General features: G+C 35.2%; 12 protein-coding genes. 4 read left to right on the top strand and 8 right to left on the bottom strand.

From position 1 onward, the window contains the following. Positions 1-174: 174 nt before the first annotated feature. Both NH26_RS15335 and NH26_RS15330 read right to left on the bottom strand, forming a co-directional pair. Positions 175-1,800: a glycoside hydrolase family 43 protein gene (locus tag NH26_RS15335; RefSeq protein WP_044227504.1), complete on the bottom strand. Its 1,626-nt coding sequence runs from the start codon at positions 1,798-1,800 to the stop codon at positions 175-177. A 10-nt stretch (positions 1,801-1,810) separates the two neighbouring features. After that, positions 1,811-3,706, bottom strand: a complete 1,896-nt coding sequence (locus NH26_RS15330) for a sugar porter family MFS transporter (protein WP_052432229.1) — start codon at positions 3,704-3,706, stop codon at positions 1,811-1,813. Between the two features lie 294 nt (positions 3,707-4,000). Between NH26_RS15330 and NH26_RS15325 the strand changes: the two genes are divergently transcribed. Continuing rightward, positions 4,001-6,862 carry a triple tyrosine motif-containing protein gene (locus tag NH26_RS15325; protein WP_044227501.1) on the top strand — a complete coding sequence of 954 codons (2,862 nt, stop codon included), beginning with the start codon at positions 4,001-4,003 and terminating at the stop codon, positions 6,860-6,862. A 113-nt stretch (positions 6,863-6,975) separates the two neighbouring features. Here the strand turns inward: NH26_RS15325 and NH26_RS15320 are convergent, their stop codons facing one another. From NH26_RS15320 to rpoC, 4 genes are all read right to left on the bottom strand, one after another. Continuing rightward, positions 6,976-8,367 (bottom strand): NAD(P)(+) transhydrogenase (Re/Si-specific) subunit beta, encoded by a 1,392-nt coding sequence (locus NH26_RS15320; protein ID WP_044227499.1) that lies wholly within the window; start codon positions 8,365-8,367, stop codon positions 6,976-6,978. Between the two features lie 32 nt (positions 8,368-8,399). After that, complete coding sequence (locus NH26_RS15315; protein ID WP_044227497.1) at positions 8,400-8,720, bottom strand: NAD(P) transhydrogenase subunit alpha; 321 nt, start codon at positions 8,718-8,720, stop codon at positions 8,400-8,402. Positions 8,721-8,752: 32 nt separating this feature from the next. Further along, positions 8,753-9,916, bottom strand: coding sequence for a Re/Si-specific NAD(P)(+) transhydrogenase subunit alpha (locus NH26_RS15310; RefSeq protein WP_071397182.1), 1,164 nt, complete (start codon positions 9,914-9,916; stop codon positions 8,753-8,755). 862 nt (positions 9,917-10,778) lie between these two features. Continuing rightward, positions 10,779-15,086 carry a DNA-directed RNA polymerase subunit beta' gene (rpoC, locus tag NH26_RS15305; protein WP_044227494.1) on the bottom strand — a complete coding sequence of 1,436 codons (4,308 nt, stop codon included), beginning with the start codon at positions 15,084-15,086 and terminating at the stop codon, positions 10,779-10,781. A gap of 426 nt (positions 15,087-15,512) precedes the next feature. Here rpoC and NH26_RS15300 point away from each other — a divergent pair, with 426 nt between their 5' ends. The 3 genes from NH26_RS15300 (at position 15,513) to NH26_RS15290 (ending at position 18,199) form a co-directional block, all read left to right on the top strand. Further along, positions 15,513-16,205, top strand: coding sequence for an outer membrane beta-barrel protein (locus tag NH26_RS15300; protein WP_044227491.1), 693 nt, complete (start codon positions 15,513-15,515; stop codon positions 16,203-16,205). Positions 16,206-16,509: 304 nt separating this feature from the next. Next, complete coding sequence (tsaE, locus tag NH26_RS15295) at positions 16,510-16,947, top strand: tRNA (adenosine(37)-N6)-threonylcarbamoyltransferase complex ATPase subunit type 1 TsaE (protein ID WP_044227488.1); 438 nt, start codon at positions 16,510-16,512, stop codon at positions 16,945-16,947. Between the two features lie 19 nt (positions 16,948-16,966). After that, the gene (locus NH26_RS15290) at positions 16,967-18,199 is read left to right on the top strand and encodes an alanine dehydrogenase (RefSeq protein ID WP_044227484.1); all 1,233 of its coding nucleotides are present in this window, start codon (positions 16,967-16,969) and stop codon (positions 18,197-18,199) included. 71 nt (positions 18,200-18,270) lie between these two features. Here the strand turns inward: NH26_RS15290 and NH26_RS15285 are convergent, their stop codons facing one another. Both NH26_RS15285 and NH26_RS15280 read right to left on the bottom strand, forming a co-directional pair. Continuing rightward, on the bottom strand, positions 18,271-18,687 hold the full coding sequence (locus tag NH26_RS15285; RefSeq protein ID WP_044227481.1) for a GNAT family N-acetyltransferase: 417 nt from the start codon (positions 18,685-18,687) through the stop codon (positions 18,271-18,273). A 68-nt stretch (positions 18,688-18,755) separates the two neighbouring features. Continuing rightward, entirely contained in the window at positions 18,756-19,403 is a 648-nt protein-coding gene (locus NH26_RS15280) for a hypothetical protein (RefSeq protein ID WP_044227478.1), read from the bottom strand. Positions 19,404-19,410: the final 7 nt, after the last annotated feature.

The raw sequence follows: 19,410 nt of genomic DNA, 5'->3' as shown, positions 1-19,410 counted from the left end.
TATGAGATTAGCAATGTCACAATAGAAAAATGATAGCCATTATATCGAGTTCATAATAATTGACTAACTATCTCAAAATCTTGAGACAATAAAAAAAGTGAAGAGCAAAATTCAATCATTCTACTCTTCACTAATATGCTTTACTTCTTTTTTTACAATTATAGCAACCGTATTTTAAGCATCATTTTCTACCCTTTCTAGCACATCGACCGTCTCTTTATAATCAAAAAAATCAAAGTAAGCAGGGTGTTTGTCTCCCGATAAATCTTGACAAGTCATACCAATAAAAGCCCCTGTAAATGCTGGTCGATATCTACCAGTGCCATCATCTTGAATATAATCATCAGATAATATTGATCCATCTAAACTTGGACCTATTTCTACAAACTTTTCGCCATCCAACGAAAAGCTAAATTGAATATCTGCACGATCAAAAATGACTTTTAAATAGAGCTTCTGATCTTTATTAAACACAAATTTCTCTAATCTTACTTCTTCAACCTTAAAAGTATCCGCAGAAATAATTTTCAGCGTTTTGTTCTTTCCTCCATCATCTGTTGTGATATACAAGTAATGAAAGTGGGCAGTATTGTAATAACATACTAAACCCGACATTTGCTGAAAGTTTTCTGGTGAAAATAGTACTTTACTAACTACTTCAACATAATGCGATTGCACCCTATGGGCCATCATACTTTGCTCATGGAATGATGACAGTGACGCTCTACCCAATAATTGAAGTTGTCCATTTTCAATTTTCATCCATTGATCGCTAAATGGCTCCCTCAAGGAGGCAAAATGCGGAGATAGAATATTGGATGAAAAATCGAAATGAGAAGACTCTTTTTCAAAAGGAAAATGTAAACCAATTCCTTCTACTTCATTTCTTGGGGCTTTATCCCCCGAATATGGCCTTGGCCATTCTCCTTCTTCCCACACTATTTTTTCAATAGACGTTTCTCTACCTAAAGTACATCTTCCTCTTTTGGTTAAAGGTCTTGCAGTTAAGAAAACAGCATACCAATTCCCTTCTTTTGTTTGTACAAAATCTCCGTGTCCTGCCTTTTGTAAAGTATTTGTTTGTGAATGCTTACTTGTAAACACAGGATTATTGGGAGCAGTCTCATAAGTACCCAAAATATCTTTTGATCTTGCTATACTTACTGCATGATTATATTCTGTACCGCCTTCTGCCGTTATCAAATAGTAATAGTCATCTTTTTTAATGATATGAGGCCCTTCGGTTAAACCAATATCAGATCCTGCGTAGATATCAGACATTTCACCAATCAAACATTTTTTCTGATGATCGTATTCTTGCAAAACAATCCCTCCAAACAGTTTTCCTCCTCTGTGATCAACACGTAAACTGACAAAATATTTTTTCCCATCATCATCATGATATAAAGAACCATCAAAGCCACAAGAAGAGAGATATGTCGGCTCTGACCATTCACCAAAAATATTTTCAGTCGTCACTAAATAGTTAGGTGTATCTTTCCAAGGACCATCAAAGTTTTTCACATTAGAATACACCAAATAAAAAGTGCCCTCATGGTAGGAAAGACAAGGAGCCCAGACTCCACAAGAATCGGGCACCCCTCTTAAGTCTAATTGGGACAACCTTTTTAAAGGATGCCCAATTAATTTCCAATGTATTAAATCTTTGGAGTGATGAATTTGTACTCCAGGATACCACTCAAAAGTAGATGTGGCAATAAAATAATCGTCACCCACCCTTATAATCGATGGATCAGGATTAAACCCTTTTAAAATTGGGTTTTGAATTTTGTTTGTCATTGTAGTAGTACTAATGTGCCAATGGCGTTATTTCATCCGAAACATCTCTTGGGTCACTGATTGTCTGACCGATTAATTCCGTTTCAATTTCTTCTAAAGATTTTCCTTTTGTTTCTCTCACGATAAAAATGGAGAATAATAAACAGGCTAACATGCCAATACCGAAAATCATAAATGTATTGGCTGCCCCTAGATATTCTAATTCCATAGGAAATAAAGTAGCTACTGTAAAACTTGTAGCAGAGTTTACTCCCCCAATTACGGAAATACCTAGGCCTCTCAAATGATTTGGTAGAATTTCGGGGAGCATTGCCCACATAACTGGTCCCAATGAAATAGAGAACCCAGTAATAAATCCTAAAATTCCCACCAACACCATCAAGGCATTAATATGAATACTTGTATTTAAAATTTTCGATTGATATTCTGATACGAATACTTTATTGATTGCTTTTTCAAAAGCTAATTGATAATCAACACCCTTTAAAAGATCGTTTTTAGCGACCAAAAAGAAAGGAGCCTTTGGGGAATTTGGTACTACTTCAGTAGAGTTTGATAAAAACTTTGTCAGCATTTTCTCTTTGATGGTATCAAAGAAATAGACGTCTGAGTTAAATTCTGTACTCTTTAATGAGAGCAAGGCATAGTCTAAAGTTTTGATTTGACCAAGCTTTCCTACCAATGCATCCACTCCTTCAGACAATCTTAAAACCTCAGTTTCATTTTTATTTAAAACTAAATCCTCATCAATAAATTGATAATGATCGAAATCTACATTTGCTAGACCTTTTGTCTTTATAGTTTCTGAAATAATTTGATGTGCCATTCCCTCAGTGAGGCCCTTACTTTCACTTTGGCTGATACTAAAAGTAGCACTTGAGAAAAAGTAACAAGTGATAAATAAAGATATACTCATAATGGCTGATCCTGCAATTAGCAATGGTTTACGTCCCACTCTATCGATCATAAACATAGAGATGACCGTCATAACTACAAATACCAACCCTATAATAATGGATTGCATAAAAGCAGCATCTTGTCCTTCTCCTGTCATCTCAAAAATCATAGGAGCGTAATAAAGTATCGCGTTAATGCCTGATACTTGTTGGAATACTGCTAAACCTAAACCAATAAATAAGACCAACTTCATCTTAGAAGAAAAGAATTCTTTACGTAAACTCTTTCCTCTCTTATTTGGTGTTTTAGTATTGATTGCTTTTGAGATTTGTGCGAGTTCTTGTTGTGCGTATTCAATACCTCCTACTTTCACCAATACATTTTTTGCATATTCCTTTTTACCGTTTTGAATCAGCCATCTTGGACTTTCAGGAATAATCATTAAAAGTAAAAGGTATACTATTGCGGGAATTACTCCTACACCTAACATCCATCGCCAATTAAGATTTGGATCTTCTACCAACTGAAGGATATAGTAATTAGAAAAGTAAGCGATTGATAACCCTAGTACGATATTCAATTGGTTAAAAGTCACCAACCACCCTCTATGTTTTGAAGGCGCAATTTCTGAGATATACATAGGGGCTACTAATATTGCAATACCTACTCCCAGACCAGCGATGAATTTACATAATATAAAGAAGTAGATACTTGTGGCCAAAGCAGTACCTAATGCTCCAACACAAAATAATAAAGACGTCAGTAACAAACTTTTCTTGCGACCGTATTTATCGCTAATGAAGCCCGCCATTAGATTTCCTAAGAATCCTCCAAGAATAATCATACTTGTAGAAATCCCGATAAGCAATGGCTGTTCTACAATATCAAATGTGTGTTTGTAAAAAGGTATAGCACCTGAATTTACTACTCCATCAAAACCGAGTAGAAAACCACCTATTGCTACAATGGATGATACCATTATAGAATAGAGAATATTTTTATTTTTCATATCATTTATACTTTATTAATTGTAGTCTTCGATCACCAAAGTGAGTAATCAAACTAAAAAATTAATATTACCTATAGTTCATATTCGATAATACATCATTCCATCCTACGATTTTGTTATAAATGATAGAGAAGTAGGTGAATTTTGAAGATGACGTAGTTTTGAAGTACCGTTTTAAACCACTGACGTAAACAATTTTCAATATTTTTAATGATATTGTAGAACTACTTTTTTTCTTATTACAACACTAACTTTCGGATTGTCCACAGCTAGATCAAATAAAAAATCTTGTTTATGAAATGGAATTTATTACTACTCTTAATCATCACGACACTTACAAGTCAACCTTCATTTTCTACCAACAAACAGTTAGGTATTCCTATCGTTAATCAGTTTTCTGCTACTGTTTATGGGGCTGGCTCTCAAAATTGGAGTATTACACAGAATGAAGATGGGTTCATCTACATTGCTAACAACTTTGGATTATTAGAATTTAATGGAGTGAATTGGAAAGTACACACCATGAACAAAGGCAACAATAACTTACTTTCTGTTTTAGCTATTGGTGAGAAAATATTTGTAGGTGGGCAGCATGAGTTTGGATATTTTCAGCGTAATAAAAAACATGAATTGAAGTACCACTCTTTACTACAATTTATTGATCAAGGCGATACCTTTGATGAAATATGGAACATCTATAAAGGTAAAAACGACAAAGAAATTGTCTTCTGTTCACATCGTAAAATTTATAAATATGATGGTCAGAAAGTACAAAGCATAACTCCTCCAGAAAACATACATTATAGTTTTTATGTCAATGATGATTTTCTATCAAGTAGTCCTTCTTTAGGTCTTTTAAGTTGGAACAACATGAGAATTCTACCACAGTATAAAGGGATTGAACTTCTAAAGGGACACATGGTCAGATCAATCATCAATTTTCCAAATGGCCAGCTTTTAGCTTTAAGTCATGATGGTGTTCTTCTTATGAATAAAGGAAAAGGATTTGAACCTTGGGCCACATCTACTTGGAAAACTTTTGAAAGGGATAAGATCAATGATGCAATACTATTAAAAGACAATACAATTGCAGTAGGTACTCAAAACAATGGGGTTTATATATTAGACGAAAATGGAGAAGTAAAGCTTCATATCAACAAAAAAAGCGGTCTATCGGATATGACCATTTATAATATCTTCCAGGATCATTCAGAAAACTTATGGATTGCCCATAGAAATGGCTTATCCTATTTAGAATTACATTCTCCTTTTTCTTTGATTAATGAAAAGGTGGGCATCGAAGGAGGAGGATATTCAGCTACCTATTTTAATAATTTACTCTATTTAGGAACATCAAATGGAGTATTCCAATACGATCCTAAAGGTCATTTTAAAGAACCTTTTTATCAAAAAATGAATATAGGACACACCTATAATCTAACAGTATTAAACAATCAGCTTTTTCAAGGACAACATGAAGGATTCTATTCATTAAAAGGAAATCACAATCAACTCATTTCATCTCATAAAGGAGCTTGGAATGTGGTTTACATTCCTTCTGTAGATGCTTATATTCAAGGTTCTTATGATGGAATTTATATTCATCGAATACACAATAATGAATGGGTTTCTCAAAAATTGGAAGGATTTAATGAGTCATCACGACTTATTCAACTCGATAATGAAAATAATATTTGGATGAGTCATGGTTTTAAAGGAGTCTATAAATTGAAAGTGGACTTTGAACGTAATGAAATATCTAAAGTTGATTTCTACGGGAAGGAAAAAGGCTTTTATACTAATGTATTGATCAATTTATTTAAAGTGAACGATGAATTGGTTTTCTGTGGAGAGAACGGTGTATTTATTTACAATGCAGAGAAAGATGTATTTGAACCTCATACACTTTACAATAAACTTTTAGGAAAAGAAAGGATCTCTAGTTTAGTGAATGACCAAGAAGGAAATGTATATTTTATACAAAAGAACAAAGTAGGGTTGTTATATGATACCAAATCGAAAAATCCTTATGTTGAAAGGCAGCTTTTTGAACGTATCAACAAGTATATATCAGATGATTTGGAAAGTATAATCGTCATCGATCATTCTAATGTGTTGATTACGGCTAAGGAAGGTTTTATCCGATTCAACCCACGTTTTAAGCAAGTGGTACATAATCAAATACCGTTAAGTGTGACTAGTTTCTCGAGTAGCAATGGTATTGATTTAATCAATGAAACTTCTCTTTCTGATATGGATCATCAAATTACTTACAACTTTAATGATGTGAGTTTTTCCTATGCTTGTCCATTCTTTGATGGTCTTGAATACAATACTTATCAGACATTTTTAGAGGGATTCGATAAACTACCTAAGGATTGGTCTACTACTTCAACTATTACTTATACCAACTTAAAAGAAGGTGATTATACCTTTAAAGTAAAGGCCAAAAATATCTACGGAGAAATAAGTAAAGTGCAGGAAATTCATTTTAGTATTCTGCCTCCATGGTATCGATCCACGCTTGCTTATTTCTTCTATCTACTTGCTTCCTGCTTAATTATATATCTGGTAACTAGAATTTCTAAAATTAGATATAGTAAAAAATGGTTAAGTATCGTTGGCCAAAAAGAACAACAAATTGTAGATCAAGATGGAACTATTAAGCAGTTGATTCACGAGAAACATCATCAAGAAATTGACTTTAAGAATAAGGAATTGGCATTATCTGCTTTTCACTTATCACAAAGAAATGCTTTGATGACCTCTATAAAAGCGGAGCTTATCAAAGTATCTACTGCTACAAATGATGTAAAAACCTCTAAAGAAATTCATCAATTAGCTATAAGAATCAATAAGGAAATTGATGATGAAAAAGACTGGGCTAGGTTTAAAGATCACTTCAACTTAATTCACTCTGATTTTTTCGAATATTTTAAAGAGCATTATCCCGAATTAACAACTCAGGAGTTAAAGATCTGTGCTTATATCAAGATGAATATGTCGACAAAAGATATTGCCAATGCATTAAATTTATCAGTTAGAGGAATTGAGACATCTAGGTATCGAATCAGAAAGAAATTAAATCTGGAAAAAGGAGAAAACTTACTAGACTTTATCGCTCAAGTAGAAACAACTTTAGAAAGTTCTACTTAGAAAATAATTTATTGATATAGAAAAAGGTCATCTTCGATAGGAAGATGACCTTTAATGTTAGTTCAAGGATACGATAGAAATAGGTGAAAATGACCCTTGTATATATATTTTAATTACGCGTTAGCGATTTCTTCTTTCAGTTTACCCAATGAAGCTTTTGCATCACCGAATAACATTTTTGTTCTGTCTCCAAAGAACAATGGGTTTTGAACACCTGCATAACCTGTACTCATACCACGTTTGAATACAACTACGTTCTTAGCTGTTTCAACGTCTAAGATAGGCATACCGTAGATTGGTGATGAGCTATCATCTTTTGCAGATGGGTTAACAACATCATTCGCTCCAATTACAAGTACAACATCTGTAGATGGGAAGCTATCGTTTGCTGGCTCTAATTCTAATAGCTTGTCATACGATACGTCTGACTCTGCTAATAGTACGTTCATATGACCTGGCATACGACCTGCTACTGGATGAATAGCATATTTCACTTCTACGCCTTCTGCCTCTAAAACAGTTTCGATTTCGTGACAAATATGTTGTGCTTGAGCTACTGCAAGACCATAACCTGGTACGATACAAACTCTGTCAGCATATTTCAATTGGATGGCTAAATCAGAAACATTTACTTCTTTTACGATTTCTTCACGTCCTGATCCAGATCCTCCACCTGAGGCACCTAAGTTACCTACTAGTACATTTACTAGAGAACGGTTCATCGCTTCACACATCATTACTGTTAAGATAATACCAGAAGCACCAACAAGGATACCACCAATAATCATAATGTTGTTAGAATAGATTAGACCAGCACCTGTTGCACCGATACCTGTTACTGAGTTTAGTAATGAAATTACTACTGGCATATCGCCACCACCAATAGGTGTTACGAAAGCAATACCGTAGAATAACGAAAGACCCAATAAAGCATATACTAAAGGCATGTTTAATTCAGGTTGAGTCATGATCAATCCTGAAAGAACAATGATACCTAATAACGAAGCAAGGTTGATAATTTGTGGAGCTGGTAAAGAGAAGTTATCTCTTAATGATCCATTTAATTTACCATAAGCAACTAATGAACCTGTTAATGAAACAGCACCAACAAACATAGCGAAGATGTTAATGAAAACTGCACCGCTCATCATTTCAGTTCCAGCAGGTAGATTATTAAATTCGGCAATACCAATTAACATGGCACATGCACCACCTAAACCATTGAATAAAGATACCATCTCTGGCATTTTTGTCATGGCAATTTTTTTAGCAGATACTATACCAATAGTACCACCAACAAGCATACCTCCAATAATCCAGATGTAATTATTATCTCCATTCTGTTGAGGAGCTACTAAAGAGATTAAGATAGCCATACCCATACCTAAAGCCGCTACTAAGTTACCCTTACGTGCTGACTCTGGATGAGAAAGTCCTTTAAGACCTATAATAAATACGACAATACTTACTAAGTAAAAAAAGTCGACAATATTTGTATATTCCATTGTTGTAAAATTTCAGATTTATAGAGTTCAACTTAAGCTTTACGTTCTTTTTTCTTGAACATATCCAACATTCTGTTGGTTACTGCAAAACCACCTACTACGTTGATCATTGCTAAAGCGATACCGATAAAACCTAACGATAAAGTTAAGTAGTCATCTGCATTAGCCTTACGAATAAGGATAATTGCACCGATTACAACGACACCTGAAATTGCGTTTGCACCAGACATTAATGGCGTGTGCAAAACAGTTGGTACCTTACCAATAATCTCCATTCCTAAGAATGAAGCTAATACTAACAATGATAACATTGCTAGAGTATTTTGATCTAGAAAATTTATAATTAATTCCATTGTTGTCTTCCGATTTGTTTGTTAAGTAGAAATTAAGCTTCAGCTTGTTCAGTAGCTTCTTCAGCTTTTGGTGCTGGAACTAAAGACTTTTGTTTGTCTTCGTTACCGTAAACTACTTCACCTTTATAAACAATACAGCTTTGAAGAATAATCACATCAGAGAAATCAAAGTTTAACCCTTCTGGAGTCAACATTAATTTTAAATAATTTTGAATATTCTTACTGTAAAGTACTGATGCTTGTTCACTGATTTCAGCTGCAAGATTAGAGTTACCAATAATAGTTACTCCATGCTTTTTCACTACTTTGTCATCTTCAGTAACTGCACAGTTACCACCTGTTGATGATGCCAAATCGACAATCACAGAACCTGGTTTCATTGTTTTCACTGCATCCTCTGTAATAAGAGTTGGTGCAGGACGACCTCTTAATTGTGCTGTTGTAATCACTACATCGGCTTTTTCAACCTTTTGTGCGATTAATTCTGCTTGACGTTTTTTATATTCTTCAGTTTGCTCTACTGCATATCCACCAGCATTAGTATCATCAGTAGCACCTTCTACTTCAACAAACTTAGCACCTAATGATTGTACCTCTTCTTTTGCTGCTGCTCTTGTATCAAAAGCTTCAACTTGAGCTCCTAATCTTTTTGCAGTAGCAATTGCTTGAAGTCCAGCTACACCCGCACCCATAATTAATACTTTTGATGGAGGTACTGTACCTGCTGCTGTTGAAAGCATTGGCATGTAACGAGGTAAATAGTCAGTTGCTTTTAATACCGCCTTATAACCAGAAATTGATGCCATAGAAGACAAGATGTCCATTGATTGAGCAATCGTTGTTCTAGGGATCATATCAAAACTAAATGCTGAGATGTTGTTTTTAGCATATCTCTCACAAATAGAAGCATCCTGGAAAGGTTGAAAAGAAGAGAATAAGAACGCTCCAGATTGAAGTTGGCTTACTTCGTTCTCTTCTAACGGTGAAATAGTAATCAAAACATTTGAAGATTTTAAAACCTCCTCTCTTGATTTTTCTTCTGCACCAATAGTTGTATAAGTACTATCGTCAAAATAGGCACTTTCACCAGCACCCTTTTCAAAACACACTTGATGACCTTCAGAAATAAACTTATTTGCTAATTCTGGTGTAATTGCAACACGTTGATCATTTTCTCTTAAAATTCCAAATAGCATACCAATGCGATTTTAAATAGTATTATTCTAATAGAGCAGGGCACCCTACCCTACTTAACATTGTTAGTTTGTCTGTCGAAGAATTCAAATAACTACTGTTTTAGAATTCTATAGTTTAGCAAATATACAATAAAAGATCGTCTTTTTTAAAACTATTTAAATTTAATAGTATGATTATTGTAAAAGTTTCAAAATTACACTTATTCAAGAAAGTGAATTACAACCTTTGATAATACAACTTTGTCTTAAGTAGTTTTATGTTATAAATAACACAAATCATAAAAAAGTGGTTTAAGATTTCACCCAATAAAAGTTAAGTAGCTGAAAAATTTAGTATAGAGTAATGATAATGAGGTCTAATTTCAAAATGATGATTTGAGTTAATATTAATGTCGATTATTAGAATAGTACAAATATAGTATGCATGCAGTGTAATTATAAATCTCTCATTTATGCCTATCAATTAATTGATTTATTTTAATAATAGATCATAATCTGTTGATAATGACGTTCTCAAGCAGTATTAAAATACTTTTTCACCGAACTTAATTCCATTTACTTCATCTTTAGATAATTATAAGATGAAGGATGATAGTATCAATTTTAAATAAAATTCACTATCACCCTTAATTGCATTATTTAATCATATATCACTGATTATCAGTAAACCACAATTCTAATCCATCACTTCAAGTTCAGATCATTCATAAAATTCAACACTATATTAAAATTTAGTTGATTTGTTATTGAATAAATAAAAGAGAAAGGTGATACATATATACTCTATCGTAATATGAACTATTACATAAAGAAAAAGCCTCTCATCTTTCGATGAGAGGCTTTTAAAACCGCTTGCAAATTTTTATAAACCAGAATGGCTTATAGTGTGTCTTTCTCTAGAATCGATCAACGCTTCGTACTCTTCTTTAGAGCCTACACGGATCGCATCATAGTCACGAAGACCAGTACCTGCAGGAATCAAGTGACCTACAATTACGTTTTCTTTCAAACCAACTAGTTCGTCACGCTTACCTCTAATAGAAGCTTCACTTAACACTTTAGTTGTCTCTTGGAAAGAGGCTGCTGAAATAAACGACTTCGTATCCAATGATGCCTGAGTAATACCTTGAAGAGTAGGTCTTGAAATTGCTGGCTGTGCATCACGCACTTTCATTTCTTTCATGTCTCTACGTTTCAAAGTAGAATTCTCATCTCTCATTTCACGGAATGAGATAAGAGCACCTGCTTTGTAATTTGCCGAGTCTCCCGCATCAGTAACGATTTTCATGCTAAGCACTTTGTCGTTTTCTTCACGGAAAGTAAATTTCTCTACTACCTGACCTGGCAAGAACGTAGTATCACCATTATCTTCGATAACTACTTTTTGCATCATTTGGCGTACAATCACCTCGATATGCTTATCGTTGATCTTCACACCTTGTAAACGATATACATCTTGAATTTCATTCACTAGGTATTCCTGTACTGCAGTAGGACCTGAGATTTTCAAGATGTCTGCAGGAGTAATTGCACCATCTGAAAGAGGCATACCTGCTCTCACATAGTCATTTTCCTGCACTAAAATATGTTTCGACAAGTTCACCATGTAACGACGTCTAACACCGTCACGTGATTCTACGAATAACTCACGGTTAGCACGTTTTACTGCACCGTAAGAAACAATACCGTCAATTTCAGAAACTACAGCTGGAGATGATGGGTTACGTGCTTCGAATAATTCCGTTACACGAGGAAGACCACCCGTAATATCTCGTGATTTACCCGCAGAACGAGGAATCTTCACAAGGATATCACCTGCTTGTACTTTCTGACCATCCTCAACGATCATACGAGCGTCAGTTGGAAGGTTGGACGCTACCGTTTCACCTTTATCGCCTGCGATATGGATGATTGGGTTTTTCGTCTTGTCTTTAGTATCAATAATTACTTTCTCTTCGTAGCCAGTCATTTCGTCTGTTTCTACTCGATAAGTAATATCTTTTTCGATTGCTTCGAATTCAGTAACACCGTTGTACTGAGCAAGGATTACTGCGTTGAATGGATCCCAGTTACAGATTACATCACCTTCTTCAATAGTATCACCTTCCTTCACGTGAAGGTAAGAACCATATTGAACGTGAGCATTGAAAGCAACTTTACCTTCTTCGTCAATAACATTCACTTCAGCAGTACGTGCCATTACTACATCTTTAGCATCACCGTTTGCATCTTTTGATTTCACTGAACGCATTTCTTCGAAAGTAACTTTACCTCCTTTCTTCGCTTTCAATGAAGCATCAATTGCAATGTTGGATGCCACACCACCGACGTGGAACGTACGTAGTGTAAGCTGAGTACCAGGCTCACCAATTGATTGTGCTGCGATTACACCTACAGATTCACCTTTACCAGCTACACCGCCAGTTGCAAGGTTTTTACCGTAACATTTCTCACAAACACCTTTACGAGTTTCACAAGTAAGTACAGAACGTACTTCTACTTCTTCAATACCTGCTTCTTCGATTTCAAGAGCAATTTCTTGAGTAATCAAACCAGTTGCTGAAACAATGATTTCTCCAGTTTCAGGATGCTCTACATCATTTAAAGAAGTACGACCTTCGATTCTATCGCTCAATGGCTCCTTAATCTCATCGTTCTCTTTTAATGCTGTTACTGTCAATCCTCTTAGAGTACCACAATCAACTTCTGTTACAACTACATCTTGAGCAACATCTACCAAACGACGAGTTAGGTAACCCGCATCGGCTGTTTTCAAGGCTGTATCTGCAAGACCTTTACGAGCACCGTGAGTAGAGATAAAGTACTCTAATACGTCAAGACCTTCTTTAAAGTTTGAAAGAATTGGGTTTTCAATAATGTTGGCTGCTGAAGCACCACCCAAGTTCTTTTGAGGTTTCGCCATTAGACCCCTCATACCACCTAACTGACGAATTTGCTCTCTTGAACCACGGGCTCCTGAGTGCATCATCATATAGATTGAGTTGAATCCTTGGTTATCCTCTTCCATTTGAGTCATTACTGTAGACGTCAACGTGTTGTTGGTTTTCGTCCAAACGTCAATTACTTGGTTGTAACGTTCGTTATCAGTGATAAGACCCATCATGAAGTTGTTACGAATAATATCAACTTCACCTTTCGCACTTTCGATTAAATCAACTTTCTCCTTAGGAATAATGATTTCATCAAGACCGAATGACAAACCACCTTTATAGGCCATTTGGAAACCTTCGTGCTTAATATCATCTAAGAATTGAGCTGCACGTGCCATACCTACGATATCTACCACTTTCGCGATAATTACCTGTAAAGCTTTCTTAGAAAGTAGTTCGTTAACGAAACCTACTTCTTCAGGAACGTGTTGGTTGAATAACACACGACCAGCAACAGTTTCGATGAATTTCTCCTCTAACTCGCCAGTTTCGTCATTCAATACTTTTGTTTTGACATTGATCCATGAGTGACGAGAGATTGCTCCTTCGTTCAATGCAATGATCACCTCTTCAGAAGAGTAGAACGTCTTACCTTCACCTTTCACAGTTTCTGTGTCAGTAGTACGACGACCTTTTGTCATATAATAAAGACCTAATACCATATCCTGAGAAGGAACGGCGATAGGTTTACCATTTGCAGGGTTAAGGATGTTATGCGATGCTAACATCAATAGAGATGCCTCTAAAACTGCTTCATGTCCTAGTGGTACGTGAACGGCCATCTGGTCACCATCGAAATCGGCGTTGAAGGCTGTTGTTACCAATGGGTGTAATTGGATTGCTTTACCCTCGATTAATTTCGGTTGGAAAGCTTGGATACCCAATCTGTGAAGAGTAGGGGCACGGTTTAGTAGTACTGGATGACCTTTCAATACGTTTTCAAGGATATCCCAAACTACTGGATCTTTACGGTCAACGATTTTCTTCGCTGATTTTACCGTTTTTACGATACCACGCTCGATCAACTTACGAATAATGAACGGCTTGAATAATTCAGCTGCCATATTCTTAGGAAGACCACACTCGTGTAATTTAAGCTCTGGACCTACTACAATTACAGAACGACCTGAGTAGTCCACACGCTTACCTAATAAGTTTTGACGGAAACGACCTTGCTTACCTTTCAACATATCTGAAAGTGATTTCAATGGACGGTTACCATCAGAACGCACTGCATTAACTTTACGAGAGTTGTCAAATAATGAGTCAACTGCTTCTTGAAGCATACGCTTCTCGTTACGTAAAATTACTTCTGGTGCTTTGATATCTATCAGACGCTTCAGACGGTTGTTACGGATGATTACTCTTCTGTACAAGTCGTTCAAATCTGATGTTGCGAAACGACCACCATCTAGAGGTACTAATGGACGTAATTCTGGTGGAATTACAGGAACCATACGGATTACCATCCACTCAGGACGGTTCTCAATTCTCGTTCTCGCATCTCTGAATGCCTCAACAACACGAAGACGCTTTAAAGCTTCTGCCTTACGTTGTTGTGAAGTATCGTTATTTGCTTGGTCACGCAATGCTGCGGCCATGTCATCCAATTTTGTACGAGACAATAGCATTTCTAATGCCTCTGCACCCATCTTAGCGATGAATTTATCTGGATGATCGTCTTCTAATTGTCTGTTTTCGCTAGGAAGTTTATCCATGATATCTAGGTACTCATCCTCAGTAAGGAAGTCCATTTTAGCGATACCATCTGCAGCTTTTACACCTTCTTGGATAACTACATAGCGCTCGTAATAAATGATTTGATCAAGTTTCTTCGTTGGTAAACCTAATAGGTAACCAATTTTGTTCGGTAAAGAACGGAAGTACCAAATGTGTGCTACAGGCACTACAAGTTGGATATGACCCATTCTCTCACGACGAACCTTCTTCTCTGTTACTTCTACACCACAGCGGTCACAAATAATACCCTTATAACGGATACGCTTGTATTTACCACAGTGACATTCCCAGTCTTTCACAGGACCGAAAATTCTTTCACAGAATAAACCACCCATCTCCGGTTTGTAAGTACGGTAGTTGATGGTTTCTGGTTGAGTTACTTCACCATGCGAGCTCTCCAAGATTGACTCTGGAGATGCCAAACTCACGGTTACCGAAGTAAAATCGTTGTTGATCTTTTTGTTTTTTCTGAACGCCATTTGCAATTTGCGGTTTTCTTGAACTTGCAAATATAGAAAGTATTAGTCAAATTTTCTATTCAACGCAATGAAAAAACATTTATATTTCACTATATCTCTTTTTATTTTTATAACTCACTGTAAATCAATCTATTTTATTTAGTGTTGATTTTCTAAATCTTCCTTAATAATCTGATATTTAGCCTTTTTCTGAGTAAAATATGGATAAAATTGTCCAAAGTTGATTTTCAATTTTCTAAAAAGAAGAAAGTGATAGAATATCATTTATTGTTAAAGTCAAATTAATTCCCTGTTCAAAGTATATCATTTGTAGCCGATAGATAGACTTCACTTTTAAAGAGTAAAGAAAGTCATACAAAATACATCTCTTCTATAAATTTTTCGCTACGATCTTTTATCTTTGATTAGCATATCAAAAAACAAATTATGAAAAAGCTCAGTCTAGCATTCTTTTTTTGCCTAATATCTATCCATTTATTTGGCCAAAACCCTTTATCTAAAATCCCAGGAAATATATACATTGATCTTGGCCTTACTAATTGGGCTGATGATAGCGGCTTACCTCTTGAATCTCAATCAAGATCAATTTCAATCTCTTATATGTATGAGTTTACTTTAACGAGTAGTGGACAATTTACATTCAACCCTGGTATTGGCTATTCAGCTGATAACTTTTTCTTTAAAAATGGTCAAACAATAGGAAAGAGTATGGATGAAACTCAAATACTTGACACCAATTCATTTTACGATAATACTAAAAAATCGAAAATGGTAGCCAACTATGTTGAGATCCCATTAGAATTTAGGTTTAGAACACACCCAGGAAAAGACGCCTTCCGTTTAGCTGTGGGTGCTAAATTTGGTTACATGTTCGCTAGTCATACTAAAGTAAAGCATGAAACCAACGGAGATACAAGAATCTCAAAAGATAAAGGAAACTTTAATTTAAATGATTTCAGAGGTCAGTTTGTAGGTAGAATTGGATACAAATGGATCAACTTCTTCTGTGCTTACGGGTTTACTGAAACGTTTAAAGAAAATGCAGTTGTAAATACAAACGGACCGGTAACATTAGATAGTACTCCTTATACTATAGGTATTACTTTCTCTAGTTTCTAATCCATCAAAAAAATAAAAAAAGCCTTCATTTCTTTAAGATTTGAAGGCTTTTTTTATTGATGAAGACGGTAAACGTCAATATTTTACCTATTGATGATCTTTCAAACAAAATTTTTAAGTAAATTCATCACCCGAACAAAGCAATTAATGAAAGTAATCTATTTAATATTTAAGTATCCCCACTTATACTTAAGCGATAAATCACTATAAATACCTGATATTTGATATCCTTGAAGTGAAAATGAATATTAAATAAGCTGTAATCATTACTCTTGATCAATGGAATAATTTATCTTTGACACTTATGGAAACGAAAAAGTTAAAAATAACCACAAACTCAATAGATGATCTGAACAGTGCTGCAAAACAAATACTTGAGTTTGCACAAGGTTCATCGAAAGTTTGGTTATTTCATGGAGAAATGGGAGCAGGAAAAACCACTTTCATTAAAGCCATTTGTGAAGTATTGGGAGTGATGGACCACGTCAATAGTCCAACATTCGCTTTGGTAAACGAGTATATGACCGATAAGGCAGACACCGTTTATCATTTTGATATGTACAGAATTAAAGACCCTTCAGAAGCATTTGATATCGGATTTGAAGAGTATCTCTATAGCGACAACCTATGTCTTATCGAGTGGCCTTCAAAAGTAGAAAGATTATTACCTGAAGATTGTACAGAAGTAACTATTGTTCCTATTGATGAAACATCTAGGGAAATAAGTATTCGCATCGTTTAATTTTTTAAGACGGAGAAACATGGGCAAGCAACGTGAAGGTTTTGATAAAGCCACTGAAAGTTATTTTCAATATCACCCACAAGAGGTGATGGAAGGTCCTCTTCATAAAAAAGGAAATCCTCTAAAAATAGGGGTTCCTAAAGAATTGGACCCCGACGAAAAACGTTGTGCGTTACGACCCGGTGCGGTATCCCTTTTAGTGAATAATGGCTGTGAGGTGTTTGTGGAATCCAAAGCCGGACAACACATTAATCATGACGATCAAGAATATTCAGAGGCGGGTGCAAACATCGTCTATTCTCATAAAGAAGTCATGGAATGTGACTTAGTGATCAAGATTTCTTCTCCTACAGTGGAAGAAGTCAATCACATGAAACAAGGTAAAACCATTATTTCCGCCATTCACCTACGTGATATCAAAAAAGAAGTACTAGAAGCATTGAATAAGAAAAAAGTAACTGCTTTAGGTTTTGAATTGATCGAGGACAAAGTAGGTGGACTTCCTCTTGTTCGTGCAATGAGTGAAATTGCAGGTAGTACTGTGATGTTGATTGCTGCTGAATATCTTAGTAGCTACAATGGAGGTAAAGGGATTATATTAGGGGGTATCACTGGTGTTCCTCCTTCAAAGGTTGTTATTCTTGGAGCGGGTACCGTTGCAGAGTTTGCCGCTAGAACAGCAATTGGCATGGGAGCTGAAGTAAAAGTTTTTGATAATGCCATCTATAAACTAAGACGTTTAAAAAAGGAATTAAATAACCCCCACCTTTTTACATCTGCTTTTGATAGTACGTCTATCGATGAAGCTTTAAGCAGAGCTGATATTGTAATTGGTGCTATTCATACTCATGGATCTAGAACTCCTTCTATCGTAACTGAAGAAATGGTGATGGGCATGAGAGAAAATTCTATCATAATCGATGTTTGTATTGACCAAGGAGGGTGTTTTGAAACTTCTGAACCTACAAACCACAGACACCCTGTATATAAGAAACATGGTGTGATCCATTATTGTGTTCCAAATATTGCTTCTAGAGTATCAAGAACAGCCACTGCTGCTATTAGTAATATTTTTACTCCAATTCTGTTAAAAGTAAGCGATGAATGTAAAGTAGATACTATGATGCGCCGTCACCCTTGGTTTGCTAAAGGTGTCTATACTTATAGAGGTAGTATCACTAATCAAGCAATTGCTGAAAAATTTGATTTACCATTAAAGAATCTAGATTTAATATTAGCTGCAGGTTTTTAGAAAGCAGTTTAATCATAAAATAAAAACAAACAGCTCCATTACCTTAAAAGTAATGGAGCTGTTTGTTTATACTAACTTAGCTTTTTTTCCATTCGAACAAATAATATCCCCTTTCTAATAAATGAGGTATCTGTTTGTTTCAATCCTTCTCGTTCATACAATATTGTTGCCGAGGCACGAGCATTACACCATAATAATTTCGCTCCTCTTTCCTTCGCTAGTTCAATTACTTTTTTTAATAAAATAGCACCATATCCTTTTCCTTGCTCCTCTTTTAAAGTTGCAAATTTTCGGAACTGTACCATTCTATCTTCATCCATAAATAAAGAGATGACAGATGTTAATTGATCATCTACAAACAAGCCTAAGTGCTGCCCTTTATCATCATCAGGAATCTTTACATAAGATAAAGGTTCATTAGGCCACATCACTTTATGTCGAATAGCCCATGTTTGAGCTGCATTAATTTCTTTTATTTCAACATTCATACTTCAAAAAAAGCGACTAAATAGCCGCTTTACAAATTCTTTAATATTTTCTCACATTTTAAATGTGCTTAGAACGCAAATTCTAAACGAATCACCCATGGAGAATTATAATAGGAATCATCATCCCAAGATAAATCATAAAGAGCAATAATATTTACGCCTCCTTTTCGACCTATACCTTGAGAAACACCACCACCAATTAAAAACTGATCTCTCCAAACACTTCCTTCTTCTAATTCACCTCTAGTATTACGGTATTTATAGTTATTACTAAAACCATAATATTCTGCTTGTGGAAATATTCTTAGACCATCTCTTATAGGAATCATGTAACGCATAAATGGTCTGATACCATAATTATTTTCTTTGTAGGTAATATCTTTTCTTTCGTAGTACTCATATACAAAACCTAAACCTACCTGAAAGTTATCTGTCACCATGTAACCTACCATTGGTAATACAGCTACTTGAGTATAGATATTAGAAAAACCAAAACCTAAACCACCTCCAAAGAATATTTTATCTTTAAGGCTTCCTCCAGATTCGTTTTGCTGTTTCAAAGCATTCACTTCTTCCTGTGTGGGTTCTTTTAATTGTTTCTGATTTTCTTCTTTCTTTTCATCTGAATCATCAACATAATTATAAGTTTGTGCAGAAACAGAGATAGAGAAAAAAAGTGTAAAAAATAAAGCTATTGCTCCGAATAAGTTTTTCATCTTAGGT

It is taken from the genome of Flammeovirga pacifica, from assembly GCF_000807855.2.
Taxonomy (GTDB): Bacteria; Bacteroidota; Bacteroidia; order Cytophagales; family Flammeovirgaceae; genus Flammeovirga; species Flammeovirga pacifica.
Note: the sequence above shows the minus strand (reverse complement) of the source record. Positions and strands in the feature narration are given on the sequence as shown.

Bases quoted from the DNA above. Each gene is read 5' to 3' on its own strand.
- NH26_RS15335 (WP_044227504.1), bottom strand. From the start codon at position 1,800: ATGACAAACAAAATTCAAAACCCAATTTTAAAAGGGTTTAATCCTGAT.
- NH26_RS15330 (WP_052432229.1), bottom strand. From the start codon at position 3,706: ATGAAAAATAAAAATATTCTCTATTCTATAATGGTATCATCCATTGTA.
- NH26_RS15325 (WP_044227501.1), top strand. From the start codon at position 4,001: ATGAAATGGAATTTATTACTACTCTTAATCATCACGACACTTACAAGT.
- NH26_RS15320 (WP_044227499.1), bottom strand. From the start codon at position 8,367: ATGGAATATACAAATATTGTCGACTTTTTTTACTTAGTAAGTATTGTC.
- NH26_RS15315 (WP_044227497.1), bottom strand. From the start codon at position 8,720: ATGGAATTAATTATAAATTTTCTAGATCAAAATACTCTAGCAATGTTA.
- NH26_RS15310 (WP_071397182.1), bottom strand. From the start codon at position 9,916: ATGCTATTTGGAATTTTAAGAGAAAATGATCAACGTGTTGCAATTACA.
- rpoC (WP_044227494.1), bottom strand. From the start codon at position 15,086: ATGGCGTTCAGAAAAAACAAAAAGATCAACAACGATTTTACTTCGGTA.
- NH26_RS15300 (WP_044227491.1), top strand. From the start codon at position 15,513: ATGAAAAAGCTCAGTCTAGCATTCTTTTTTTGCCTAATATCTATCCAT.
- tsaE (WP_044227488.1), top strand. From the start codon at position 16,510: ATGGAAACGAAAAAGTTAAAAATAACCACAAACTCAATAGATGATCTG.
- NH26_RS15290 (WP_044227484.1), top strand. From the start codon at position 16,967: ATGGGCAAGCAACGTGAAGGTTTTGATAAAGCCACTGAAAGTTATTTT.
- NH26_RS15285 (WP_044227481.1), bottom strand. From the start codon at position 18,687: ATGAATGTTGAAATAAAAGAAATTAATGCAGCTCAAACATGGGCTATT.
- NH26_RS15280 (WP_044227478.1), bottom strand. From the start codon at position 19,403: ATGAAAAACTTATTCGGAGCAATAGCTTTATTTTTTACACTTTTTTTC.